The sequence below is a fragment of the Micromonospora sp. IBHARD003 genome, assembly GCF_056106285.1.
In genome coordinates this window covers 6,551,034-6,572,414 of sequence record NZ_JBWBBX010000001.1, presented here as the reverse complement: position 1 = coordinate 6,572,414, position 21,381 = coordinate 6,551,034, and the positions used below count along the sequence as shown (strand labels likewise).

The following is a 21,381-nucleotide window of genomic DNA, read 5'->3' as shown; positions in this document are numbered from 1 at the left end:
CCCGACGGACCTCCGGACGGTCATCCGACGCGGTGCCGGCGTAAGGACGAGCATGCACATACCAGGCGGGATACCGGGCCGGGGGCGTTGCGCCGCGATCGCGGTCGCGGCAGTGCTCTGCACGGCGATGCACACCCCGGCGGCCACCGCTCCCGGGCAGGCCCATACCGGCGGCCCGGTCCCGCCGGTCACCGCTCCGGCGCTGGGCTGGAGCCCCTGCCGCGAAGCTCCCGGCTTCGAGTGCGCCACCATGCAGGTGCCGCTCGACCATCGCGACCCCGGCGGACGCACGATCGAACTGGCCGTCATCAAACGGAAGGCGACCGGCCCCGGGCTCCGTATCGGCACCCTGTTCTACAACCCCGGAGGTCCCGGCGGCCCCGGCACGGTGGGTCTGCCGCTGACGTACGAGGCCTTCCCGGAGGAAGTGCGCCGCCGGTTCGACCTCGTCAGCTGGGACCCCCGGGGAGTCGGCAGCAGCACCGCCGTGCGCTGCTTCGACTCCACGCAGGAGGCTTACGACTGGGCTGCGCGGATGCCCGCCGGCTTCCCGGTCGACGAGCAGGAGAGAAGGGTCTGGTTCGACGGGTACGCGGACCTCGGCAGGCGCTGCGAGAAGCGCGACCCCGAGTTGCTGCGGCATGTCTCGACCGCCGACACGGCACGCGACCTGGACCGGCTGCGAGCGGCCGTGGGCGACCGGCGGCTCAGCTATCTGGGCGTGTCCTACGGGACGTTCCTGGGCGCCACGTACGCGAACCTCTTCCCCGACCGGGTCCGCGCCATGGTCCTGGACGCCAACATCGACCCCGAGGCGTGGGTGAACCACGGCGCGCGGAGCGAGCCCCTGCTGACCATGTTCCAGCGCACGGGCGCCGATCTGGGCGCTGCCGCGACCCTGCGGCGGTTCCTCGACCTGTGCGGGCGTGAGAGCACGGATCGCTGTGCCTTCTCCGCGGGCACTCCGCGGGCCACCCGGGCCAAGTTCGACCGGCTGATGGAGCGCCTGAAGCGGCAGCCGGTGGACGCCTGGACCTATGCCGCGGTGGCCGTCTCGGCCTTCGAGCACCTCTACACCGTCCACCCGCTGTGGACCGAACTGGCCGACGGCCTGCAGGAGCTGTGGCAGGGACGGGCCCCGCAGGAAACCCCGCCGCCTCCCGGTCTGCCGGAGTACCCGGGGTTCGAGCAGACGGAGGCGGTGCGCTGCTCCGAGAGCCCCAACCCCCGCGACCTCCCGCGCTACCCGTCCCTCGCGGACTTCGGCTACGACCGCGCCGGCGACATGGGACGCGTGGTGCCCTGGTCGACCTCGGCCTGTGCCCTGTGGCCCGCGACGGCGGCGGACCCGTACACGGGTCCCTGGAACCGGCCGACCCCACCGCTGCTCCTGGTCAACACCACCTATGACCCGGCCACTTCCTACCAGGGTGCGCTGGCCATGAAGCGGGACCTCGCCAACGCGCAGCTGCTCACCGTCGAGGGCTACGGGCACACCTCGGTGGCCAACCTCAGCAGCTGCGCCGACCATCACGAGGGCCGCTACCTCGTCGACGGTGTCCTGCCTCCCGTCGGAACCGTCTGCCCACAGGACACTCCCCCGTTCGCCCCGACCGGGCCGGAGGGCGGCGTCGACACGGGAGGCGGCGGACTGGCCGAACCGGGCGCGCGTACGGCCGCCCGGTGAACCGGCCGTAGCCGACCAACAACCTTGGGAGCGATTGAGTTCGGGGCGCGCCGGCCTGGCGGGTTGGCTGGTGCAGGGGCCGCCACTGCTTGTACTCGGCATCGGTGTGCTCCACGCAGATCCGCGCGGAGGTCTTGCGGCGTCGCTGCTCGCGCCAGGCGCGTGGTGCTCGCCCAAGTGCGCGCGGGACCCGAGACAAGGCAGGATGTGAACAGGCCGCACGGGCCCAGGTGGACCTCACAACTGACCTGACCCGTAGGGACGTTCTCATGTCACGGGCCGGTGCCACGGCACTCTTGATCGTCTTCTGAGCGGTGCCTAAGCTCTCGTGTCCATGGAGATGGGGGAACCGAACCGCAGGCGGCGGGCATGGCACGACGGGCTGGTCAGGCGTCGTGCAGCCGCAGGTCTACTGGCCGCGGCGGCGGGGCTGGTCATTCTGGGCACGGTGTTCGTCGTACTGCCGGGTGTGGTGGTCGACCACGATCTCGCCGGGGCGAGCGTCGCCGCACAGGATCGACTGAAGGCGGTGAACGATGTCCGTACGACGCTCCTGCAGGTGGTAGGCGGCCTGGTCGTGCTCTTCGGCGCGTACGCCACTTGGCGTCAACTGCGGGTGAGTCAGGACGGTTTGCGTGCCACCCAGGAGGGCTACGTCACCGACCGATTCAGCCGGGCCGTCGACCAGCTCGGCAGCGACAAGCCGGATGTGCGCATCGGCGGGTTGCACGCCCTGTGGCGGATCGCAGAGCAGTCCGCCCGCGACCGGGAGGCCATCATCTCCATCCAAGCCGCGTATCCGCGGACACACCTGCCCTGGCCACCCGCCGGGCCGGAATCACCGGCGGCAGACGTGCCCATCAACGACATCGCGCCCCTGGAGACTCGCGCCGCCGACGCCCAGGTGGCGCTGACCGCGCTCGGCGTGCTGTGCCGGCATCGGGAGCAGTCCTGGGTCAATCTCAGCATCACCGACTTGCGCCGAGCCGACTGCGACGGACTCTGGTTTCCCGAGGTCAACTTCGACCGCGCTTGCATGGAGGCCGCGGGCCTGTACCACGCCAATCTGACCCAGGCGTCCCTGGTCTCGGTCAACCTGCGGCACGCCGACCTCACGACTGCGATTCTCCGCCGTGCTCGCTGCGTTCTGGCCGACCTGCGGGCCGCGAAGCTGGTCGAAACCGACTTGCGTGACGCCGACTTCACCGAGACCGACCTGCGCGAGGCAAACCTGCGCAAGGCCGACGCCCACGGCGCGGTCTTCCACCGCGCCGACCTCCGCATGGCCGACTTGCGCGGCACCGACTTGAGCACCGCCAACCTTGTCGAAGCACGCCTGACCGGCGCCCTGGCCAGCGAGCACACCCGCTGGCCCTCCGACTTCGACCACACAGCCGCCGGAGTCGTCGACACCGATGACCCAGGCCCCGAGCCCTCACCCCTACTCCAGCCCCCGGGGATGACGTGGCAGGCACCGCCGCTGCGGTCCGCTATCTGACCAAGACGCGCCGGTCGAAGACAGCGGCGACCGCGCCAGATTTCCAACCAGCTGTGCTCGCTGCCTGGGAGCTTGAGCATTGTCTACGAGGTCAACAACGAGTAGTTGATTTCGAGTTCATGAACTCCGCAAAATCGGCGCGTTATCGGGCATGAATTCGCCGAAGCCACCGCGAGTCACTCCGACGACAGGACCCCGACCCCGGATGGATGCGCAGCCCAGGACCTCGAAGCAGATCAGAGCGCAGGGGAGAAAGGCCTGGTGATTCACGCCTGCTGGAGATCGAAAACACGCAAGAGTTGAACAGCGGCGCACCCCCCGCGCATAAATAGGCACATTCGAAGTTAACATGACAATCGCATAAATATCTGATGCCCCGAATACGCTCTGTTGGTGCCGGCATCCATCGGGTTCAATCAGACTCAGGCGAGACGGACCGCCTGGATCAACCGTTCCGTCTGGATCTCCGATCCGTCAGGATCAGACGATCCGTCGGCAATTCGCTCCGGATGGCCAGTCCTCTGCACGAGGACCAGTAGACCGTCCCAGCGAGACGCGGACCGTTCCACCGCACGGTGCCTGCCTCAAGGCCTCGTGACGCCCTACTCGCCCACCCCAACCGGCCCCGCTGCGTGCGCTCGAAACGCCGTGGCAGCCCATCGGTTCCACCACCCGGCTTCACATCCCGCCGCAAACGCCAGGGGCATGCCGTGAAGCCGCGGACCACACCACGCACGGTCAACCCCACACCTCCTGCCACGGGAGCACAACGAGCTCAAGGAGACCCGCCATGGCAACTCTCACCTCGCTGACGCCCACCCAGAGCCACAACGGCATCACCCTCACCCTCACCGGCACGGGCCTGTCGGGCACGACCAAGGTGAACTTCGGAACGAAGAAGGTCAACCCCGCCACGGTCGGCGCCACGACCGTCACCGTCGTCATCCCGGTCCTGTGCCCCGGCCAGGTCAACGTCAGTGTCACCGCGGGAACTTCGACCAGCAATTCGCTGTCGTTCTTCTATATCGATCCCCCGGCACCCACCGGCCTCAGCGCCAACAACGGTCCGGCGACGGCCACTCCCCTGAGTGTCTTCGGCAGTGGCCTGCTGACCGCGACCGGGGTGACGTTCGGTGCCGTGGGCGCCGGCACCGCGCTGACGGTCGTGTCGGACAGCGAGCTGACCGTCACCTGCCCCGCGCACGGCGCCTTCGGCGGTGCCAGCTTCGACACGGTGGACTGCACCGTCACCACCACCGGAGGCACCAGCATCTCTCTCGGAGCCCCCACCCAGTACACCTACTACGACGCCCCGACCATCACCGGCCTGGCCCCCGCCTCAGGTCCGGTCGGCTCGGACACCACTGTCACCGGAACCAACCTGGTGGATGTCAGCAGCGTGACCTTCACCCCCACGGGCGGCGGTGCCGCGGTCCAAGCCGACTTCTCGAGCTTCTCCGCCACCACGCTGGTCGCCACCGTCCCCTCGGGGCTCGCCACGGGCACGTACGACGTCCGGGCCACCACTCCGGGCGGCCAGACCGCGATCGTCGCCGGTGACGTGTTCACCGTCATCTGATCCCCCGGCCCCGCCAGCTCGGCGCCAACGGGTCGTCCGTACCTCGCCGGCCGGTCGGGCACGACCTGATGACCGCCGAACGTGAACCCGCTGCGCCCTGGTCGACACACGTCAGCCAGGGCGCAGCGTCCTGAGGAGCGCAGGAAGGAACAGGTCTCATGGCCCCGGTAGTGAGCAGTCTCAATCCCAACACGGGACCGACCGCGGGAGGAACCGCGGTGACGATCAACGGCAGCGGCTTCAGCGGGGTCACCGCCGTGAGGTTCGGAACCGTCTCAGCATCGTTCACGGTGATCAGCACCAGTCAGATCACCGCGACCTCGCCGGCGGGCTCCGGGACGGTCAACGTCACGGTCGTCGCGACGTCGGGCACGAGCAACGGCGTCGCCTACACCTACGTCGCGACCCCGGTGCTCAGCTCCCTGACACCCAGCCGGGGACCGACCTCGGGGGGAAACTCGGTCACCCTCACCGGCAGCGGCCTGTCAGGGGCCACCGCGGTGAAGTTCGACACGAGTCCGGCCGCCATCACCGGCAACACCTCCACCCAGGTCACCGTCACCGCGCCGGCGGGGCCGGCCGCCCCCGCCGACGTCACGGTCACCACGCCGGGCGGTGCCAGCAATCCCTTGCCCTACTTCTACATCCCGGCTCCGGCCATCAGCGTGGTCAGCCCGGACAAGGGCCCTCTCGCCGGCGGAAACTCCGTCACCATCACCGGCAGCAACCTGACTCTCACCAGCACCGTCCGCTTCGGAGCCAGTACGGCCACCGGTGTCAGCATCGACTCCGACAGCCAGGTCACCGCACTGGCCCCCAGCGGATCGGGCACCGTGGCCGTCACCGTCACCACCCCGGGCGGCACCAGCACCAACGGGCCGGGAAACGCCTACTACACCTACCTCGCCAACCCGTCCCTCAGCAGCCTCATCCCCTCGTCGGGTCCTGCCCTCGGCGGAACCATCGTCACCATCACCGGCAGCAACCTGACCTACGCCGACGAAGTGCGCTTCGCGGGCGTCCCGGTGCCCTTCGCCACGGTCTCCAACACCCAGGTCATCGCCATCGCCCCCGCGGGGATTCCGGGGGCGGCGACGGTTGTCGTGCGCACCCCGGCGGGCACCAGTCCAGGCATCCCGTACCAGTACGTCACCTGAACCGGCACGTCACCCGAACCACAGCCCCAAGGCCGGCACCGGCTGGACCACGGCGGCCACCGCTCAGCTGCTCTACTGCGGTGACGGCCATTCAGGTCGAAGGCGGATATGCCCGAGTCTTGGTCTTTTAATGATGGTATGCAGTGAGTGAGGCCTTTCGTGTGCCGGCCGCGGGCCCTGCACCCCGGTTCCGTCCTTCCCGCATGCCTGATGCGACGTCCGCCGGCGGGATGCTGTGAAGAGAGGTGGACCGGACATGAGTCCTGGGGTTCGGACGGATCGTCACCGGCGCCCGGTACCAGGCGTGCGGGCAGCAGCAGCCCGCACCGCGTTCGGCCTCGCGGGGCGTGCCGCGGCGGCGCTGATCGCCTTGGTCCTCGCCGCCCTCTCCCCGGCTCTGCTTCCCCAGGTCCGGGCGACGGCCGTCGAGCCCGTCCCCTCCGGGACCTATGCCTACGTCACCAACGAAGCCGACAACACCGTGTCGGTGATCGACGTCGCGAATCCGGCCGCACCCGTTGCCGGCAGCCCCGTCCCGGTCGGCCCCGGGCCCGTCAGAGTGGCAGTCACTCCCGACGGCGCCAAGGCTTACGTCACCAACCAGAACGGCAACACGGTGTCGGTGATCGAGACCGCGACCAACACAGTCAGTTCCACCATCCAGGTCGGGGCCCTCCCTGTCGGCGTCGCCGTCTCACCCGACGGCGCCAAGGTCTACGTCACCAGCGTGACCGACAGCTCCGTCTCGGTGATCAGCACGGCGACCGACCAGGTCACCGCCACCATCCCGGTCGGCGCCGGACCGCTCGCGGTCGTCGTTTCTCCGGACGGCACGAAGGCCTACGTCGTCAACTCGAACGGCGACACCGTGTCCGTGATCAACACAGCCACCAACCAGGTCACCGCCACCATCCCGGTCGGCGCGGCGCCGTTCGGAGCCGGGATCACTCCCGACGGCACGAAGCTCTACGTCACCAACTCGATCGGCGGTTCGGTGTCGGTCATCAACACCGCCACCAACCAGGTCACCACCACCATCCCGGTCGGCACCGGACCGCTCGACGTCGCGGTCACTCCCGACGGCACGAAGGCCTACGTCACCAACGGCAACGACAACACCGTGTCCGTGATCAACACCGCCACCAACCAGGTCACCGCCACCATCCCGGTCGGCACCGGACCGATCGGGGCCGCGGTCACTCCCGACGGCACGAAGGCCTACGTCACCAACGGCAACGACAACACCGTGTCGGTCATCAACACCGCCACCAACCAGGTCACCGCCACCATCCCGGTCGGCACCGGACCGCTGGACGTCGCCTTCGGCACCGTGCGCAGCGCGGCAACCCCGACCACGACCACGATCGCCTCGAATCCGCTTCCGTCCACGTGCCGTCAACAAGTGACCCTCATCGCGACCGTGTCCGGCGCCGACGGCGAAAGGCCCGCCGACGGGACCGTCACCTTCTTCGACGGCACCACGGCCCTGGGCACCGTCCCCCTCGGCGACGGCAGGGCGGCCCTCTCCATCCCCGCCCTGCCCATCGGGGACCACTTCCTGACCGCCCACTACAACGGCGGCGCGACGTACGCCGAATCCACGTCCCCCGTCCTCGTCCACACGGTCGTGCCGGGCGACGTCTGGACCGGCCACGACGGCTCCGGCGGTTGCGATGACCGTCCTGACCACCCGAGCCGTCCTGACTACTCGAACCGTCCCGACTACTCGGACCGTCCCGACTACCCGAATCACCCGGACCGTCCTGACCACCCGAACCACCCGGACCGTCCTGACCACGACCATGGGACCGGGCACGGCCCGTGGAGTTGACGCCCGCCACGAGACCGATGTCAGCCCTCGGGGTCGGAGTCCGGCTCTAGGGGGCTTCTGACGGATCTCCGCGGCGTCGCGACGCCCGGCACTCACTCTCGCCGCACCGGCCGAAAGCCCAAGTACGTCCCAGTACGAGGGCTCCCAGCCGGCACCCCGAGAGCACGCACCGGACGCCGCTCCTTCCTCCACGGAGATCCATCAGAAACCCCCTAGCCGCAGCGAGATCGAGTTGATGCAGTACCGCTGGTCCGTGGGGGTCGGGTAGCCCTCGCCCTCGAAGACATGCCCGAGGTGCGAGCCGCAGCGGGCGCAATGCACCTCGGTGCGGACCATGCCGTGTGAGCGGTCCTCGATCAGCTCCACGGCGTCCGAGTCCTTCGGGTCGTAGAAGGACGGCCAGCCGCACCATCTTCATCACCGTCGCAGCAGGAACACCTGCGGGCGAATTGCGGCATTTACGCGATCCGCGAGGCAATTCCTGACGCTCTCTTAACGCGCGCCAGGAAGGTCCGGATCACCCCGCCTCACCGGGGGCAAAGGGGTCGCGTTCGGTGCCGTAACGCATGAGTCAATGTGCGGTTTGCCCAGCTCAGAAGGGTTGCCAATACATCGGCCTATGTTCGCGGGATCTCCGTCCCGACAGCTTGAGGCGCGCTGCGGGCGCGCAAGCCGGGTGTTTCATTTCTGCTTACGCTGATCGAGTCGGCCGGGTGGACGGCCGGAATCGTTCGCCGTTGGGCAGGAGCACAGATGGCCGCACCCGCACAGGCCCGTACCAGTCGCTTCCGCGCCTGGATGTTGCAGGGTCTGTCAGACATGGCCAGGCACCAGAAGGGGGCACGCGCCGAACCGGAGCCCGCACACAAGGGGCAGCGGTGGTGGCGGGTCATGTGTCTCACCGGTGTGGACTACTTTTCCACCCTTGGCTACCAACCCGGCATCGCCGCGCTCGCGGCCGGACTGCTGTCCCCGGTGGCGACCATCGTGCTTGTCCTCGTCACCCTGGCGGGAGCGCTTCCGGTGTACCGGAGGGTGGCGGAGGAGAGCCCGCACGGGCAGGGCTCGATCGCCATGCTGGAGCGGCTGCTGTCGTTCTGGAAGGGCAAACTCTTCGTCCTGACTCTGCTCGGCTTCGCCGCCACCGACTTCCTGATCACCATCACCCTGTCGGCGGCGGACTCCTCGATCCACCTGATCGAAAACCCCCATGTGCCCCCCTGGCTCCACGGCCAGCAGCTGATCGTCACCCTGCTGCTCATCGCACTGCTCGGCGCGGTGTTCCTCAAGGGCTTCCTGGAGGCCATCGGCGTCGCCGTCGCGCTGGTCGGCGCCTACCTGGCCCTCAACGCCGTCGTCGTGGTCACCGGCCTGTGGCACCTGGCCACCGAGGCCCACGTCATCACCGACTGGACCACCGCGCTCACGGCCTCACACGGAAACGCCCTGGCCATGATCGGCGTGGCGCTGATCGTCTTTCCCAAGCTGGCGCTCGGCCTGTCCGGCTTCGAGACCGGCGTCGCGGTCATGCCGCACGTCGAGGGCAAGCCCGGCGACGCCCCGGACAGGCCCGCCGGGCGCATCCGCGGGACGAAGAAGCTGCTCACCACGGCCGCGCTCATCATGAGCGTCTTCCTGATCACCACCAGCTTCATCACCACGCTGCTCATCCCGGCGAAGGAGTTCCAGCCAGGCGGCGAAGCCAACGGGCGTGCCCTCGCCTACTTGGCGCACGAGTACCTCGGCAGTGCCTTCGGCACCGTCTACGACGTGGCTACCATCGCCATCCTCTGGTTCGCCGGAGCTTCCGCGATGGCCGGGCTTCTGAACCTGATGCCCCAGTACCTCCCGCGCTACGGGATGGCGCCTCACTGGGCCCGTGCCGTGCGCCCGATGGTGATCGTCTTCACCCTCGTGGCGTTCCTGGTCACCTGGATCTTCAACGCCGACGTCGACGCCCAGGGCGGCGCCTACGCCACCGGTGTACTCGTACTGATCTGCTCCGCGGCGATCGCCGTGACCATTGCCGCCCACCGCGCCGGGCAACGGAACTGGACGATCGCCTTCGGCGTCATCGCTGCCGTCTTCCTGTACACAACCGCCCTCAACGTCGTCGAGCGGCCCGACGGCGTGAAGATCGGCGCCTGCTTCATCGCCGGCATCATCATCGTGTCCCTGGTCTCCCGGCTCGCCCGCGCCTTCGAGCTCCGCGTCACCGGTGTGACCCTGGACCCGATGGCCGAACGCTTCGTCCGCGACATCTCGCATCGCACCGCCCGCTTCATCGCCAACGAGCCCGACCAGCGTGACGTCGCCGAGTACCGCGACAAGATCCAGCAGATCCGGAGCGACAACGACATCCCGCCGGAGGACGACCTGGTCTTCGTCGAGGTCACCGTGCGCGACCCCTCCGAGTTCGAAGCCGGCCTGAGCGTGCGGGGCGAGGTCATGCACGGCCGCTATCGCGTCCTGACACTCGAAAGCTCGTCCATTCCCAACGCCCTGGCCGCCTTCCTCCTCCACGTACGCGACACCACTGGCCAGCGCCCGCAGATCTACTTCGAATGGACCGAGGGCACCCCGTTTGCCAACTTCCTCCGGTTCTTCCTCTTCGGCCAGGGCGAGGTCGCGCCCGTCACTCGCGAGGTCCTGCGCGTCGCCGAACCCAACCGGGCGAACCGGCCCCGTGTCCACGTCGGCTGAGTGATGAGCCGGCCGTGAACTCGGCTCTGCCTCTGCCGTCGCCATCTCCGAGCGGACGCTGCTCCGCGCCTGTCATGCGTCAGAGTCGGAAGCGGAGTCTGCAGATGACCGCGTCGGTGTCCCTGCGTAGGGCGTGCGCCACGACGGCGCCGCGCTGGTTCTGCAGAACGCGCTGCCACAGGCGGCCCGGTTCGGCCTCGGGGATGAGCACCGTGATCCGCGTACCGGGAGACTCCTCGGCGGCCTTGCGGACGTACGCGGCGATCGGACGGCCGAGGGCGCGGTGGGCGGATGGGACACGCATGGCGTAGGTCTTGCCCGCGCCCGGCGCCGCGCCGAGGTAGATCCGAAGTTTTCCGCGTGCCATGGTTCCGATCTCTGCGTCGAATGACGAGGGCTTGCTCAGGGGTGAGAAGAGAGGAGTGTCCGAGGGGACTGTGGCGTGTGGTTCAGGCCTCGAAGCGGTATCCCATGCCGGGTTCGGTGATCAGGTACCGGGGGCGCGAGGGGTCCGACTCGAGTTTGCGACGCAACTGTGCCATGTAGACGCGGAGGTAGTTGGTCCTGTTCCCGACGGAGTGGCCCCACACCTCTTCCAGCAGTTGCCGCTGGCTGATGAGACGTCCGGGGTTGCGGATCAGATGCTCCAGCAGGTGCCACTCGGTCGGTGTGAGGCGTACGTCGCTGCCTGAGCGGTTCACCTTTTTCGCCGCAAGGTCGACGGTGAAGTCGTCGGTGATGACCACCCATGAATCATCGGCGACGGGCCCGGCGGTTTCCCGGCGCCGTACGGCGGCGCGCAGCCTCGCGAGCAGTTCGTCCATGCTGAACGGCTTGGTGACGTAGTCGTCGGCGCCGGCGTCCAGCGCTTCGATCTTCTCGTCGGAGGTGCGGCGGGCGGAGACCACCACGATCGGCACTCTGCTCCAGCGGCGCAGTCCCCTGATGACTTCGAGCCCATCGACGTCCGGCAGGCCCAGGTCGAGCAGGACCGCGTCCGGCGGGCCGGCGGCGGCGAGTCGCAGGGCGGCGGCGCCGTCTGTCGCAGCCTCCACGTCGTATTTGCGGGCCTTCAGATTGATCGTGAGAGCCCGGACGAGCTGGGGGTCGTCCTCGACAACGAGCACCCGGGTCATCGGCGTGCGGCCTTCCTTGTTCGCTGCGGGGGTCTGGGGACTGGTCGGGAGTCATGTGGTGGACGCGCAGGCGGGAGCCGACGGCCCGGCAGAAGTTCCCAGGCTGTTGGCTCCCGCGTGGTGCCCCATGGCTCAACCCTTGATCAGTTCTTTGAGGGTGATGTTGAGTTCGAGAACATTGACGCGAGGTTCGCCGATGAAGCCGAGGACGCGGCCCTGGGTGTGGTCGGCGACGAGCTTGTCGACCTGCGCGACGGTGAGGTGATTCTTCTCGGCGACCCGGTGGACCTGGAGCTTCGCGTAAGCGGGGGAGATGTGCGGGTCCAGGCCCGAGCCGGAGGAGGTGACGGCGTCGGCCGGCACGTCCTCGGGCTTGACCGTGTAGGTGGCGGTGGAGTTGTCCTTGACCACGGCCGCTTTGGCGGTGACGACCTGGGCACAGAGCGTGCCCTCCTCGGCGTTCTGCGGGCACTTGCCGTCGACCGCGCCGTCGTCACCGGAACGGTTGGTCGCTCCGGAAAGGATGAGCGAGTACTGGGTGTTGACGCTGTTGCTGCCGAGGCCGTTGGAGGGGCGGGGCTGGAACCACTTCAGGTCCGGGACCGCGGCCTCTTCGGCGTCGTCCGGGTTCTTCTTCGGCAGGTTGTAGGTCTGGCCGATCAGCGACGAGCCCACGACCTTGCCGTCACTCGTGATCTCGGAGCCGTTCGCCTTGTCGCGGAACAGGCCCTGGGCCACACCCGTGACCAGCAGCGGGTAGAGGACGCCGGTCACGAGGGTGAGGACGAGGAGGGCGCGCAGGCCCGCTCCGAGCAGCCGTGCCGCGTTTCCAAACGATGAGTTCATGGCGATCAGCACGCTTTCTGGTTAACGCAGCCCGGGGATGAGGGAGATGAGCAGGTCGATGAGCTTGATGCCGATGAACGGGGCGATGAGGCCGCCGAGTCCGTAGACGGCGAGGTTGCGGCGGAGCATCTTGTCCGCGCTGGTGGGCCGGTACCGCACGCCCTTGAGGGCGAGCGGCACCAGGGCGATGATGATCAGCGCGTTGAAGATGACCGCGGACAGGATCGCGGACTCCGGTGAGGACAGGGCCATGATGTTCAGCTTGTCCAGGCCCGGATAGACGACCGCGAACATCGCGGGGATGATCGCGAAGTACTTCGCCACGTCGTTGGCGATGGAGAAGGTCGTCAGGGCGCCTCGGGTGATGAGGAGTTGTTTGCCGATCTCGACGATCTCGATGAGCTTGGTCGGGTTGGAGTCGAGGTCCACCATGTTCCCGGCTTCCTTGGCGGCCGAGGTACCGGTGTTCATGGCCACACCGACGTCCGCCTGAGCCAGCGCGGGGGCGTCGTTGGTGCCGTCACCCGTCATCGCGACCAGCTTGCCGCCGGCCTGCTCCCGCTTGATGAGGGCCATCTTGTCCTCGGGAGTCGCCTCCGCGAGGAAGTCGTCGACGCCCGCCTCATCGGCGATCGCCTTGGCCGTCAGCGGGTTGTCACCCGTGATCATGACGGTTTTGATGCCCATACGGCGCAGTTCTTCGAACCGTTCGCGCATGCCGTCCTTGACGACGTCCTTGAGGTGGATGACGCCGAGTATCCGGGCGCCCTTGTCGCCGTCCTCGGATGCCACGAGGAGCGGTGTGCCGCCTGCCTCGGAGATCCGGTTCGCGATGGTGCCGGCGTCGTCGGCGATGGTGCCGCCGCGTTCCTTCACCCAGGCGATGACGGATGCGGTGGCGCCCTTGCGGACCATGTGCCCGTCCACGTCCACGCCCGACATACGGGTCTGGGCGGTGAACGGCACCCAGGTGGCCTGGGCCAGTTCGCCCTGGTGGCGCTCCCGCAGCCCGTACCTCTCCTTCGCGAGGACGACGATCGAGCGGCCTTCGGGCGTCTCGTCGGCCAGCGACGACAGCTGTGCGGCGTCGGCGAGTTCGGCGGCGGTGGCGCCCTTGACCGGAACGAACTCGGCGGCCTGGCGGTTGCCGAGGGTAATCGTGCCGGTCTTGTCCAGCAGCAGCGTGGAGACGTCACCGGCGGCCTCGACCGCGCGGCCCGACATGGCGAGCACATTGCGCTGCACGAGCCGGTCCATGCCGGCGATGCCGATCGCCGAGAGCAGTGCGCCGATGGTGGTCGGGATGAGACAGACCAGCAGCGCGACAAGCACGACCATCGTCTGCGGGGCGCCCGCGTAGGTCGCGAACGGCTGCAGCGTCACGACCGCGAACAGAAAGACGATGGTCAGTGAGGCGAGCAGGATGTTCAGCGCGATCTCGTTGGGGGTCTTCTGCCGCGCCGCGCCCTCGACGAGTCCGATCATCCGGTCGATGAAGGTCTCGCCGGGCTTGGTCGTGATCTTGATGACGATCCGGTCGGACAGCACCTTCGTACCGCCGGTGACGGCCGAGCGGTCTCCGCCGGACTCACGGATGACCGGGGCGGACTCGCCGGTGATGGCGGACTCGTCCACCGACGCCACGCCCTCGACGACGTCACCGTCGCCGGGGATGATGTCGCCGGCCTCGCAGACGACCAGGTCGCCGATGCGCAGGTCCGTGCCGGGCACTCGCTCCTCGGTCCTGCCGTCCTTGGCGAGACGGCGGGCGACGGTGTCGGTCTTGGCCTTGCGCAGGGTGTCGGCCTGGGCCTTGCCGCGACCCTCGGCCACCGCTTCCGCCAGATTCGCGAAGATCGTGGTCAGCCACAGCCAAGCGGCGATCGCCCAGCCGAACCAGTCGGTCGGGTCCATGACCGCGAACACCGTCGTCAGTACCGAGCCGATCAGGACGACGAACATCACGGGGGACTTGACCATCACCCGCGGATCGAGCTTCCTGATCGCGTCCGGGAGGGATTTGACCAGCTGCTTGGGATCGAACAGACCCCCGCCGACGCGTCCGGTCTCGGGCTTGTACCCGGTCGGCACATCGCTGTGGGGGGCCCGGGGCGGGCTCGAGGTGGCAGTGGACATGGAGCCGGGCTCCTCTTGCTTCTTCATATCGGTGGTCATGACGCCAGCCCTTCGGCGAGCGGGCCCAGCGCCAGGGCCGGGAAGTAGGTCAGACCGGTGATGATCAGGATCGTGCCGACCAGCAGACCGGCGTAGAGCGGCTTGTCCGTGCGCAGGGTGCCCGCGGTGGCGGGGACGGGCTTCTGCTCGGCGAGCGAGCCCGCCAGCGCCAGGACGAACACCATCGGCAGGAACCGGCCCAGCAGCATCGCGAGGCCGATCGTGGTGTTGAACCACTCGGTGTCGGCGTTCAGGCCCGCGAACGCGGAGCCGTTGTTGTTGGCGCCCGAGGTGTAGGCGTAGAGGATCTCGGAGAAACCGTGCGCACCGCTGTTGGTCAGGGAGTTCACCGGGGTGGGCAGCGCCATCGCCGCGGCGGTGAAGCAGAGCACCAGCGCCGGGGTGACGAGGATGTAGCAGGCCGCCAGCTTGATCTCGCGGGTGCCGATCTTCTTGCCGAGGTACTCGGGGGTGCGGCCGACCATCAGACCGGCGACGAACACCGCGATGATCGCCATGATCAGCATGCCGTAGAGGCCGGAGCCCACACCACCGGGTGCGATCTCGCCCAGCATCATGGCGAGCATCGTGATTCCGCCGCCCAGACCGGTGAACGAGGAGTGGAAGGAGTCCACCGCGCCGGTCGAGGTGAGCGTGGTGGAGACCGCGAAGATCGACGAGGCACCGATGCCGAAGCGGGTCTCCTTGCCTTCCATTGCGCCGCCTGCGGCCTCGAACGCCGGGCCGTGACCGGCGTACTCGGTCGCCCACATGAGCAGGACGAAGGCGATCCAGATGGTCACCATCGTGGCGAGGATCGCGTAGCCCTGCCTGACCGAGCCGACCATCTTGCCGAAGGTCCTCGTCAGCGAGAACGGGATCAGCAGGATCAGGAAGATCTCGAACAGGTTGGTGAAGGCGTTCGGGTTCTCGAAGGGATGGGCGGAGTTGGCGTTGAAGTATCCGCCGCCGTTGGTTCCGATCTCCTTGATGGCCTCCTGGGAGGCCACCGCACCGCCGTTCCACTGCTGGCTGCCGCCCATGAACTGGCCGACCTCGTGGATGCCGGCGAAGTTCTGGATTGCGCCCGCCGCGACCAGCACGATCGCGGCGATCACGGAGAGCGGCACCAGGATGCGGACGGTCCCGCGGACCAGGTCGGCCCAGAAGTTGCCCAGTTCACCGGTGCGGGAGCGGGCGAAGCCGCGAACGAGGGCCACCGCCACGGCTATGCCGACCGCGGCGGAGACGAAGTTCTGCACCGCCAGGCCACCGGTCTGCACGACGTGGCCCATGGCCTGTTCGCCGTAGTACGACTGCCAGTTGGTGTTCGACACGAAGGACGCGGCGGTGTTGAACGCCTGGTCCGGGTCGATGGAGGCGAAGCCGAGCGAGCCGGGCAGACTGCCCTGCACGCGCTGCAGCAGATAGAGGAAGAGGACGCTGACGGCCGAGAACGCCAGGACCCCGCGCAGATAGGCGGGCCAGCGCATCTCGGCGGAAGGGTTGGCGCCGACGGCCTTGTAGATCCACTTCTCCACCCGCAGGTGCCTGTCGGAGGAGTAGACCCGGGCCATGTAGTCCCCGAGGGGACGGTAGGCCAGTGCGAGGGCGGCGATCAGCGCGAGCAGCTGGAGCACGCCAGCAAGTTCGGGGCTCATGTCCGTGCTCAGAACCTCTCCGGCTTGACGAGGGCGAGGACGAGATAGCCCAGCAGGGCGGCGGCCACGATCAGGCCGACGATGTTCTCGGCAGTCACAGCTTCGCCACCCCCTTGGCAACGAGAGCCACCAGCGCGAAGACCGCGAGTGTGGTGACGACGAAGGCCACGTCGGCCATCGGGTGCTCCTGGATGAGATGCGGATTCTCGGACCAGACGAGGAAAGCGCGTTTCGGCCATCACGCAGCTCGCGTTAACGCCACCCTGACGCGTCGCTGCGCCGTCTTTACGGATCCCCTACGCCGGGCGAGGCCGCTGGCGGAACGATGATGATCGTCGGCACGTCCATGCCTGCTCGCCGGCATGCTCCTGAAATCCCCCAGCCTCTCGAGAGCCCGTCCCGGGGCGGTGGCGTGGGTCTCCCATCCGCAGGTCCGGGCCGTGCCGAGACCGCGTTTCAGTGTGACGTGGTGGTGACCCCATGGCCGGGCAGTCGGGGATGTGCCAGGTCTCGGCCCGCCGGTCTTCATGTACGTGAGCCAGGTGGGGCGCTGCGGTCGTCTCGTGATTCTTTGAGTCGGGCGTGCTGTTGCCGCACCATCTGGGTTACTTCAGGAACTCGAAGACCTGTCGTGCTGAGGGGAGGCATTCGAACTGGAACATGGGGGCCCACGCTCTGTGGTCGCCGTCCGGCGAGCCGATGCAGAGGTCTTTCCTCTGGCTTTGCGGCACGAAGCGGAGATGCGCTGCTCTGATGCGGAAACCTCCGCCGTGGGTGCTGACCTTTTCGAGACTGAACTGCTCAGCCTCCAGCAGTCCATGGTCTCCGCAGTACGCGAACATGGCATCTGCTCCGTCGGTGACTGCCCCTCCGGGGATCCCCAGGCAGAAGTCCGGTTCAGAGTCCTTGCCGCGAGTGGTGATCCTGTAGAGGCCGTTCTCCACCTCCAGCGTCACTTTGATGCTCTCGCTCGTCGTGCACGCCGTTTGGTAGAAGAAGCGGTCGATGCCTTGGTCGGGGTTCGCTTGGTCCTGACGTGTAGCCAGGCAGCGCCCGTCGGCTGTGCGCATTCGGTACGTCCCCGGGGAAAGCGGCAGATTGGGCGATGCAGAACGGGGGGCCGCACGCATTGACTGTGACCTCGACGGCGAAGCGTCGCCCTTGCGGCCGACTTCGGAATTGTTCAACCAGAGCGTCAGCGCGCCAATGGTAAGAGCGGCAAGGACAGTAGCCGTGCTCGCGGTGAGGACGACCTTCCTCCCAAACCGCCTGGCTGAAGGCCGGCTGACCGACGAGGAAGAGGTGTCCGGGGGGTCGAGGGTCCTGACGGGTGCCCCCTCGTCCTGATGAGTGGTCTCCGGCTCCTGGCGCTCGTTGCCGCTCGTTCTGGGACCCGCGCTGACGCTGGGATCTGGTGGCGTGTAATCAGGGGGCGACGTGAGTGATGCGCTCTCCGAGGCGGTTGTGGTCTCCGCGCCTTCGGGGGTGTGCGGGGCTTGCGCCGCTTCACCAGTGGCTGGTGTTGCGGGGTTCGTGCTCATGGCGAGGCGGCGGCGGGTTTCCACCCAGGCGTCGATGGTTGCGGGGTCGGCACCGCAGGCGCGGACGAAGGAGGTCAGGAGTTCTTCGCGGGGGAGGTCCTGGCGTGCCAGGACGCCGGACAGTGTGGTGCGCGGCAGTACGTCGCCGGCGTCCTCGGCCTTGCGTTCCAGCTGTCGGTAGCTCAGATCGGCCCAGTTGCGTAACTGGCGCATCGTGGCCACGAACTCCGCCGGTGTACGGGCGGTCTTCGGGTCCGGTCCCGTTTCCCCCATGTCCCCTCCTCGATCACACGTGTTGAGGAGAGTAGTGCTCAGGCGCGGGGAGAGCGGAACCGGCAAGGTCAGATGGCGCATGGAGGAATGCATCCTCAAGGCTAGGCCGCGGTCAGCGGGTGATGTGGCGGTAGCTGACGACGTCGGAGGCATCGGTCAGGGCCGCGATGGTGATGGTGCGGCCGGGGCGGGGGGCGTGGATGACCTTGCCGTCTCCGATGTAGAGCTGGATGTGTGCTCCGCCGCGGGTGACGACCAGGTCGCCGGGGACGAGCCGGGCGCGGGTGGTGGCCTTGCCTGCCTCGACCTGGTCCCATGTGGTGCGCGGCAGGTGCACGCCGGCCTTCTGCCAGGCCCGCATCACCAGGCCCGAGCAGTCGAACCCGCGGGGCCCGGTGCCGCCCCAGACGTAGGGCTTGCCGAGCTGCGCCCGAGCGTAGGCGACCGCTGCGGTGCTGCCCTTCTCAGGCTGCTTCGTGCCCGGAGTGCCGGTCTCCTCCGGCGCAGGCGCGGGCCGGGAGGATACGCCCTTTGACCCGTGGCCGGTGGGGCCGGGCTTGGACGGCACGCGCAGCGGGTCGCCGGCGTAGATCAGGGTCGAGCTGCCCAGGCCGTTCAGCTGCTGGAGGGCCTTGACGGTCGTGCCGTGCTTGTGGGCCAGGGCGTAGAGGGTGTCGCCGGGCAGCAGCATCACCTTCTTCACCGGCGTGGGTCTGGCGGCGTCCCGGCCGGGATGGGGCTCGGCCGGCTTGCCGGGGTTCTCCACCGGGTGCGGCAGCTGAGGCGGCTTGGGGGCGGTCGGCTCTTGAGGCTCGAGACTCGCCGGCGGCCGCGCCGCCGACGGCGCACCGTCCGGTTCGTTCACGGCCAGGCCCGCGCCGAGCAGCATGAACAGCGCGAACAGCACCGTCAGAAACGGCAACGCCCACCACACCTCCCGCTCACCGCTCCTGCGCGGAACACGGGCCCGTGGGCGCCTATGGGAAACCGGGGCCCCTTCGTGCCTCGGCGCCAGCCGCCCGGGCCTCGTCAACGTCTGCTGATCCATCACAACCTCCTTCGCAGGCCGCGGAGTTCGCGGCCCCCACAGGAGGCTCATCCGGCGTGAAGGTGTCCCGCCAGATCTTCCGGCGTCCCGGACAGTCCGGCTCCGTCCGCTGCCACCGGGCCCCTCGACATGGACAGCGAAGCCTCCCCAGGACACTGCGTCTGACCAGCACAGACAACTCCGGACTGTCCCGTCCGCCGGATCCGTTGCCCCGCCACTGTCGCCCGGGCAACGCTTATTCCACCGCCCCGCACCGCCAGGCAGCGCCCCCAGTCGAAGGCGCCGCCGCACGCTGCCGGGCCGCCCGCTGGTGTCGACGACCGCGGGCGGGCGCAACTACAGCCGAGGCCGTGAACAAACCCGGCTCATCCCGTATCAAGCCAACAGCTCAAGGGAGCATCAGCATGCGCATCACACGATCACGAAAGACCCACTCGCTGGCCGTGGCCGCTGCCGCCACCGGCCTGCTGACCGGCGGCGCAGTCGCCTCCACCGACGCCCTCACCACCGACACGGCCACCGACTCGGTCGCCCATATCGCGGCGGGGAAGGCTGCGGCGCCCGTACGCTACGTGGCGCTCGGTGACTCCGTTGCCGCGGGCATCGGGGCGGGGTCGCCGACCGCGGAGGCGAACAGCTGCTGGATCGACGAGGAAAAGCGGATCCGCGTCGCCAACTCCACGAAGGCGTACCCGCGTCGTGTCGCCGGCGCCCTCGGAGCCACGCTGGACTTCAAGGCGTTCTGTGGAGCCAACACGACAGCCGTGATCCGTGAGCAGCTCGGGACGCTGAATAGCCGGACCGATCTGGTGACCGTCCAGGTCGGCGCCAATGACTTCGGATTCACCGGGGTCCTCAAGAAGTGCATCGCGTTCAGCGATGGCAAGCTCTGCACCGATCCCATCGACAAGGTTCAGCGCGACTACGCCGAGAAACTGCCTGACCGTCTTGACAAGGTCTACAAGAAGATCCGTGACAAGGCACCCAACGCCCGGGTTCTGGCGGTCGGATACCCCAAGATCCTGCGGGATGCGCAGGACCGCTGCCGGGCGGACGGGCTGATGGGGCAGAAGACCCGACAGAAGATCAATGCTGCGGCCCAGACCCTCAACGACGTCACCGCCGACGCCGCCCAGCGTCACGGATTCGAGTTCGTCGACGCGGAGCGGGCCTTCAAGGGACATGCGGTCTGCGAGAACCCCGAGTGGGTCAACGGGCTCAGCATGCCCACCGTCGAGTCCATGCACCCGAACGCCCTCGGTCACGAGGCCTTCGGCTGGCTGATCTGGCAGAAGGTCAAGCCGTAGCCAATACGGACGTGGCTGCGCCGGAAGCCCGGAAGGGCTATCGGCACAGCCATAGATCCGGGCCCGAAGGGACCCTGCCCCCTGCCCCTGCTTGGGGCCGACGACCCCAAGCAGGGGCGACCGCAAACGAGGCCACGTCACAAGCCCGGCTCGATCACCCAACCTTCAGCTCAAGGGAGCATCAGCATGCATATTGCACGATCACGGAAGATCTGATCGCTGGCAGTGGCCATCGCTGCCGCGGGCCTGCTGACCGGCGGCATTACCGCCGGTACCACGGGCGTCGTCAGGAGCGACAACCCCACCGACACGATCGTGAACGTGGCTGCGGAACAGTCACAGAAGCAGTCCAAGTCCCGGGGCCGAAAAGCAGAACGCCGCCTGACCGATACCTCGACGTGGGAGGTCCGCAATCACTGGCTATACGGCCGGGTACGGCACGACCGGCCTTGAAATGCGGCTCCCCTTGAGGACCCAAGCCCGCCGTCAGCCCCGGCACCTTCCGATCAAGGCGGACTGCCGCTTCAGCCCTCGTCCGGCTCCAGCCGCAGCGAGATCGAGTTGATGCAGTACCGCTGGTCCGTGGGGGTCGGGTAGCCCTCGCCCTCGAAGACATGACCGAGGTGCGAGCCGCAGCGAGCACAGCGCACCTCGGTGCGGACCATGCCGTGTGAGCGGTCCTCGATCAGCTCCACGGCGTCCGAGTCCTTCGGGTCGTAGAAGGACGGCCAGCCACAGTGCGACGCGAACTTGGTCCCCGAGGTGAAGAGCTCGGCGCCGCAGGCCCGGCACGAGTAGACGCCCTTGGTCTTGGTGTCCGTGTACTCACCGCGGAACGCGGGCTCGGTGCCACCTTCGCGGAGCACGGCGTACTCCGCCGGGGTCAGCTCCGCGCGCCACTGCTCGTCCGGCTTCTCGACGTCGTACGCCATGCTCGCT

The 21,381-nt window shown here is 68.2% G+C and carries 17 protein-coding genes and 1 pseudogene; 8 read left to right on the top strand and 10 right to left on the bottom strand.

The genetic code is table 11. From position 1 onward, the window contains the following. Positions 1-52 precede the first annotated feature (52 nt). From ACTWOL_RS28915 to ACTWOL_RS28895, 5 genes are all read left to right on the top strand, one after another. Positions 53-1,687: an alpha/beta hydrolase gene (locus tag ACTWOL_RS28915; RefSeq protein WP_474299751.1), complete on the top strand. Its 1,635-nt coding sequence runs from the start codon at positions 53-55 to the stop codon at positions 1,685-1,687. A 340-nt stretch (positions 1,688-2,027) separates the two neighbouring features. Beyond that, positions 2,028-3,185 (top strand): pentapeptide repeat-containing protein, encoded by a 1,158-nt coding sequence (locus tag ACTWOL_RS28910; RefSeq protein WP_474299750.1) that lies wholly within the window; start codon positions 2,028-2,030, stop codon positions 3,183-3,185. A gap of 790 nt (positions 3,186-3,975) precedes the next feature. Next, entirely contained in the window at positions 3,976-4,764 is a 789-nt protein-coding gene (locus ACTWOL_RS28905; RefSeq protein WP_474299749.1) for an IPT/TIG domain-containing protein, read from the top strand. Positions 4,765-4,922: 158 nt separating this feature from the next. Continuing rightward, positions 4,923-5,921 (top strand): IPT/TIG domain-containing protein, encoded by a 999-nt coding sequence (locus ACTWOL_RS28900; RefSeq protein WP_474299748.1) that lies wholly within the window; start codon positions 4,923-4,925, stop codon positions 5,919-5,921. 304 nt (positions 5,922-6,225) lie between these two features. Further along, positions 6,226-7,752, top strand: coding sequence for an Ig-like domain repeat protein (locus ACTWOL_RS28895; protein WP_474299747.1), 1,527 nt, complete (start codon positions 6,226-6,228; stop codon positions 7,750-7,752). A 201-nt stretch (positions 7,753-7,953) separates the two neighbouring features. On the opposite strand, the pseudogene ACTWOL_RS28890 reads toward ACTWOL_RS28895, so the two are convergent. Further along, positions 7,954-8,160: pseudogene (locus tag ACTWOL_RS28890) on the bottom strand (peptide-methionine (R)-S-oxide reductase); the annotation flags it as partial. A 345-nt stretch (positions 8,161-8,505) separates the two neighbouring features. Here ACTWOL_RS28890 and ACTWOL_RS28885 point away from each other — a divergent pair. Further along, the gene (locus ACTWOL_RS28885) at positions 8,506-10,455 is read left to right on the top strand and encodes an APC family permease (RefSeq protein ID WP_474299746.1); all 1,950 of its coding nucleotides are present in this window, start codon (positions 8,506-8,508) and stop codon (positions 10,453-10,455) included. 79 nt (positions 10,456-10,534) lie between these two features. Here the strand turns inward: ACTWOL_RS28885 and ACTWOL_RS28880 are convergent, their stop codons facing one another. The 8 genes from ACTWOL_RS28880 to ACTWOL_RS28845 form a co-directional block, all read right to left on the bottom strand. After that, positions 10,535-10,822: a hypothetical protein gene (locus tag ACTWOL_RS28880; RefSeq protein WP_474299745.1), complete on the bottom strand. Its 288-nt coding sequence runs from the start codon at positions 10,820-10,822 to the stop codon at positions 10,535-10,537. A gap of 82 nt (positions 10,823-10,904) precedes the next feature. Then, positions 10,905-11,591, bottom strand: coding sequence for a response regulator (locus ACTWOL_RS28875; RefSeq protein ID WP_474299744.1), 687 nt, complete (start codon positions 11,589-11,591; stop codon positions 10,905-10,907). Positions 11,592-11,723: 132 nt separating this feature from the next. After that, positions 11,724-12,437, bottom strand: coding sequence for a potassium-transporting ATPase subunit C (locus tag ACTWOL_RS28870; protein WP_474299743.1), 714 nt, complete (start codon positions 12,435-12,437; stop codon positions 11,724-11,726). Positions 12,438-12,458: 21 nt separating this feature from the next. Further along, positions 12,459-14,573 (bottom strand): potassium-transporting ATPase subunit KdpB, encoded by a 2,115-nt coding sequence (gene kdpB / locus ACTWOL_RS28865; protein WP_474301281.1) that lies wholly within the window; start codon positions 14,571-14,573, stop codon positions 12,459-12,461. Positions 14,574-14,608: 35 nt separating this feature from the next. Further along, the gene (gene kdpA / locus ACTWOL_RS28860; protein ID WP_474299742.1) at positions 14,609-16,273 is read right to left on the bottom strand and encodes a potassium-transporting ATPase subunit KdpA; all 1,665 of its coding nucleotides are present in this window, start codon (positions 16,271-16,273) and stop codon (positions 14,609-14,611) included. Positions 16,274-16,281: 8 nt separating this feature from the next. Further along, positions 16,282-16,371 (bottom strand): K(+)-transporting ATPase subunit F, encoded by a 90-nt coding sequence (gene kdpF / locus ACTWOL_RS28855; protein WP_290353327.1) that lies wholly within the window; start codon positions 16,369-16,371, stop codon positions 16,282-16,284. A gap of 507 nt (positions 16,372-16,878) precedes the next feature. Continuing rightward, a complete protein-coding gene (locus tag ACTWOL_RS28850) occupies positions 16,879-18,168 on the bottom strand; it encodes an RICIN domain-containing protein (protein WP_474299741.1) in 1,290 nt (429 codons plus the stop codon). 31 nt (positions 18,169-18,199) lie between these two features. Further along, complete coding sequence (locus ACTWOL_RS28845) at positions 18,200-19,009, bottom strand: C40 family peptidase (RefSeq protein WP_474299740.1); 810 nt, start codon at positions 19,007-19,009, stop codon at positions 18,200-18,202. 530 nt (positions 19,010-19,539) lie between these two features. Here ACTWOL_RS28845 and ACTWOL_RS28840 point away from each other — a divergent pair. Together ACTWOL_RS28840 and ACTWOL_RS28835 are read left to right on the top strand one after the other, a co-directional pair. After that, positions 19,540-20,442: an SGNH/GDSL hydrolase family protein gene (locus tag ACTWOL_RS28840; protein WP_474299739.1), complete on the top strand. Its 903-nt coding sequence runs from the start codon at positions 19,540-19,542 to the stop codon at positions 20,440-20,442. A gap of 225 nt (positions 20,443-20,667) precedes the next feature. Continuing rightward, on the top strand, positions 20,668-20,895 hold the full coding sequence (locus ACTWOL_RS28835; RefSeq protein WP_474299738.1) for a hypothetical protein: 228 nt from the start codon (positions 20,668-20,670) through the stop codon (positions 20,893-20,895). Positions 20,896-20,966: 71 nt separating this feature from the next. On the opposite strand, the gene msrB is transcribed toward ACTWOL_RS28835, so the two are convergent. Beyond that, entirely contained in the window at positions 20,967-21,374 is a 408-nt protein-coding gene (gene msrB, locus ACTWOL_RS28830) for a peptide-methionine (R)-S-oxide reductase MsrB (protein ID WP_474299737.1), read from the bottom strand. Positions 21,375-21,381: the final 7 nt, after the last annotated feature.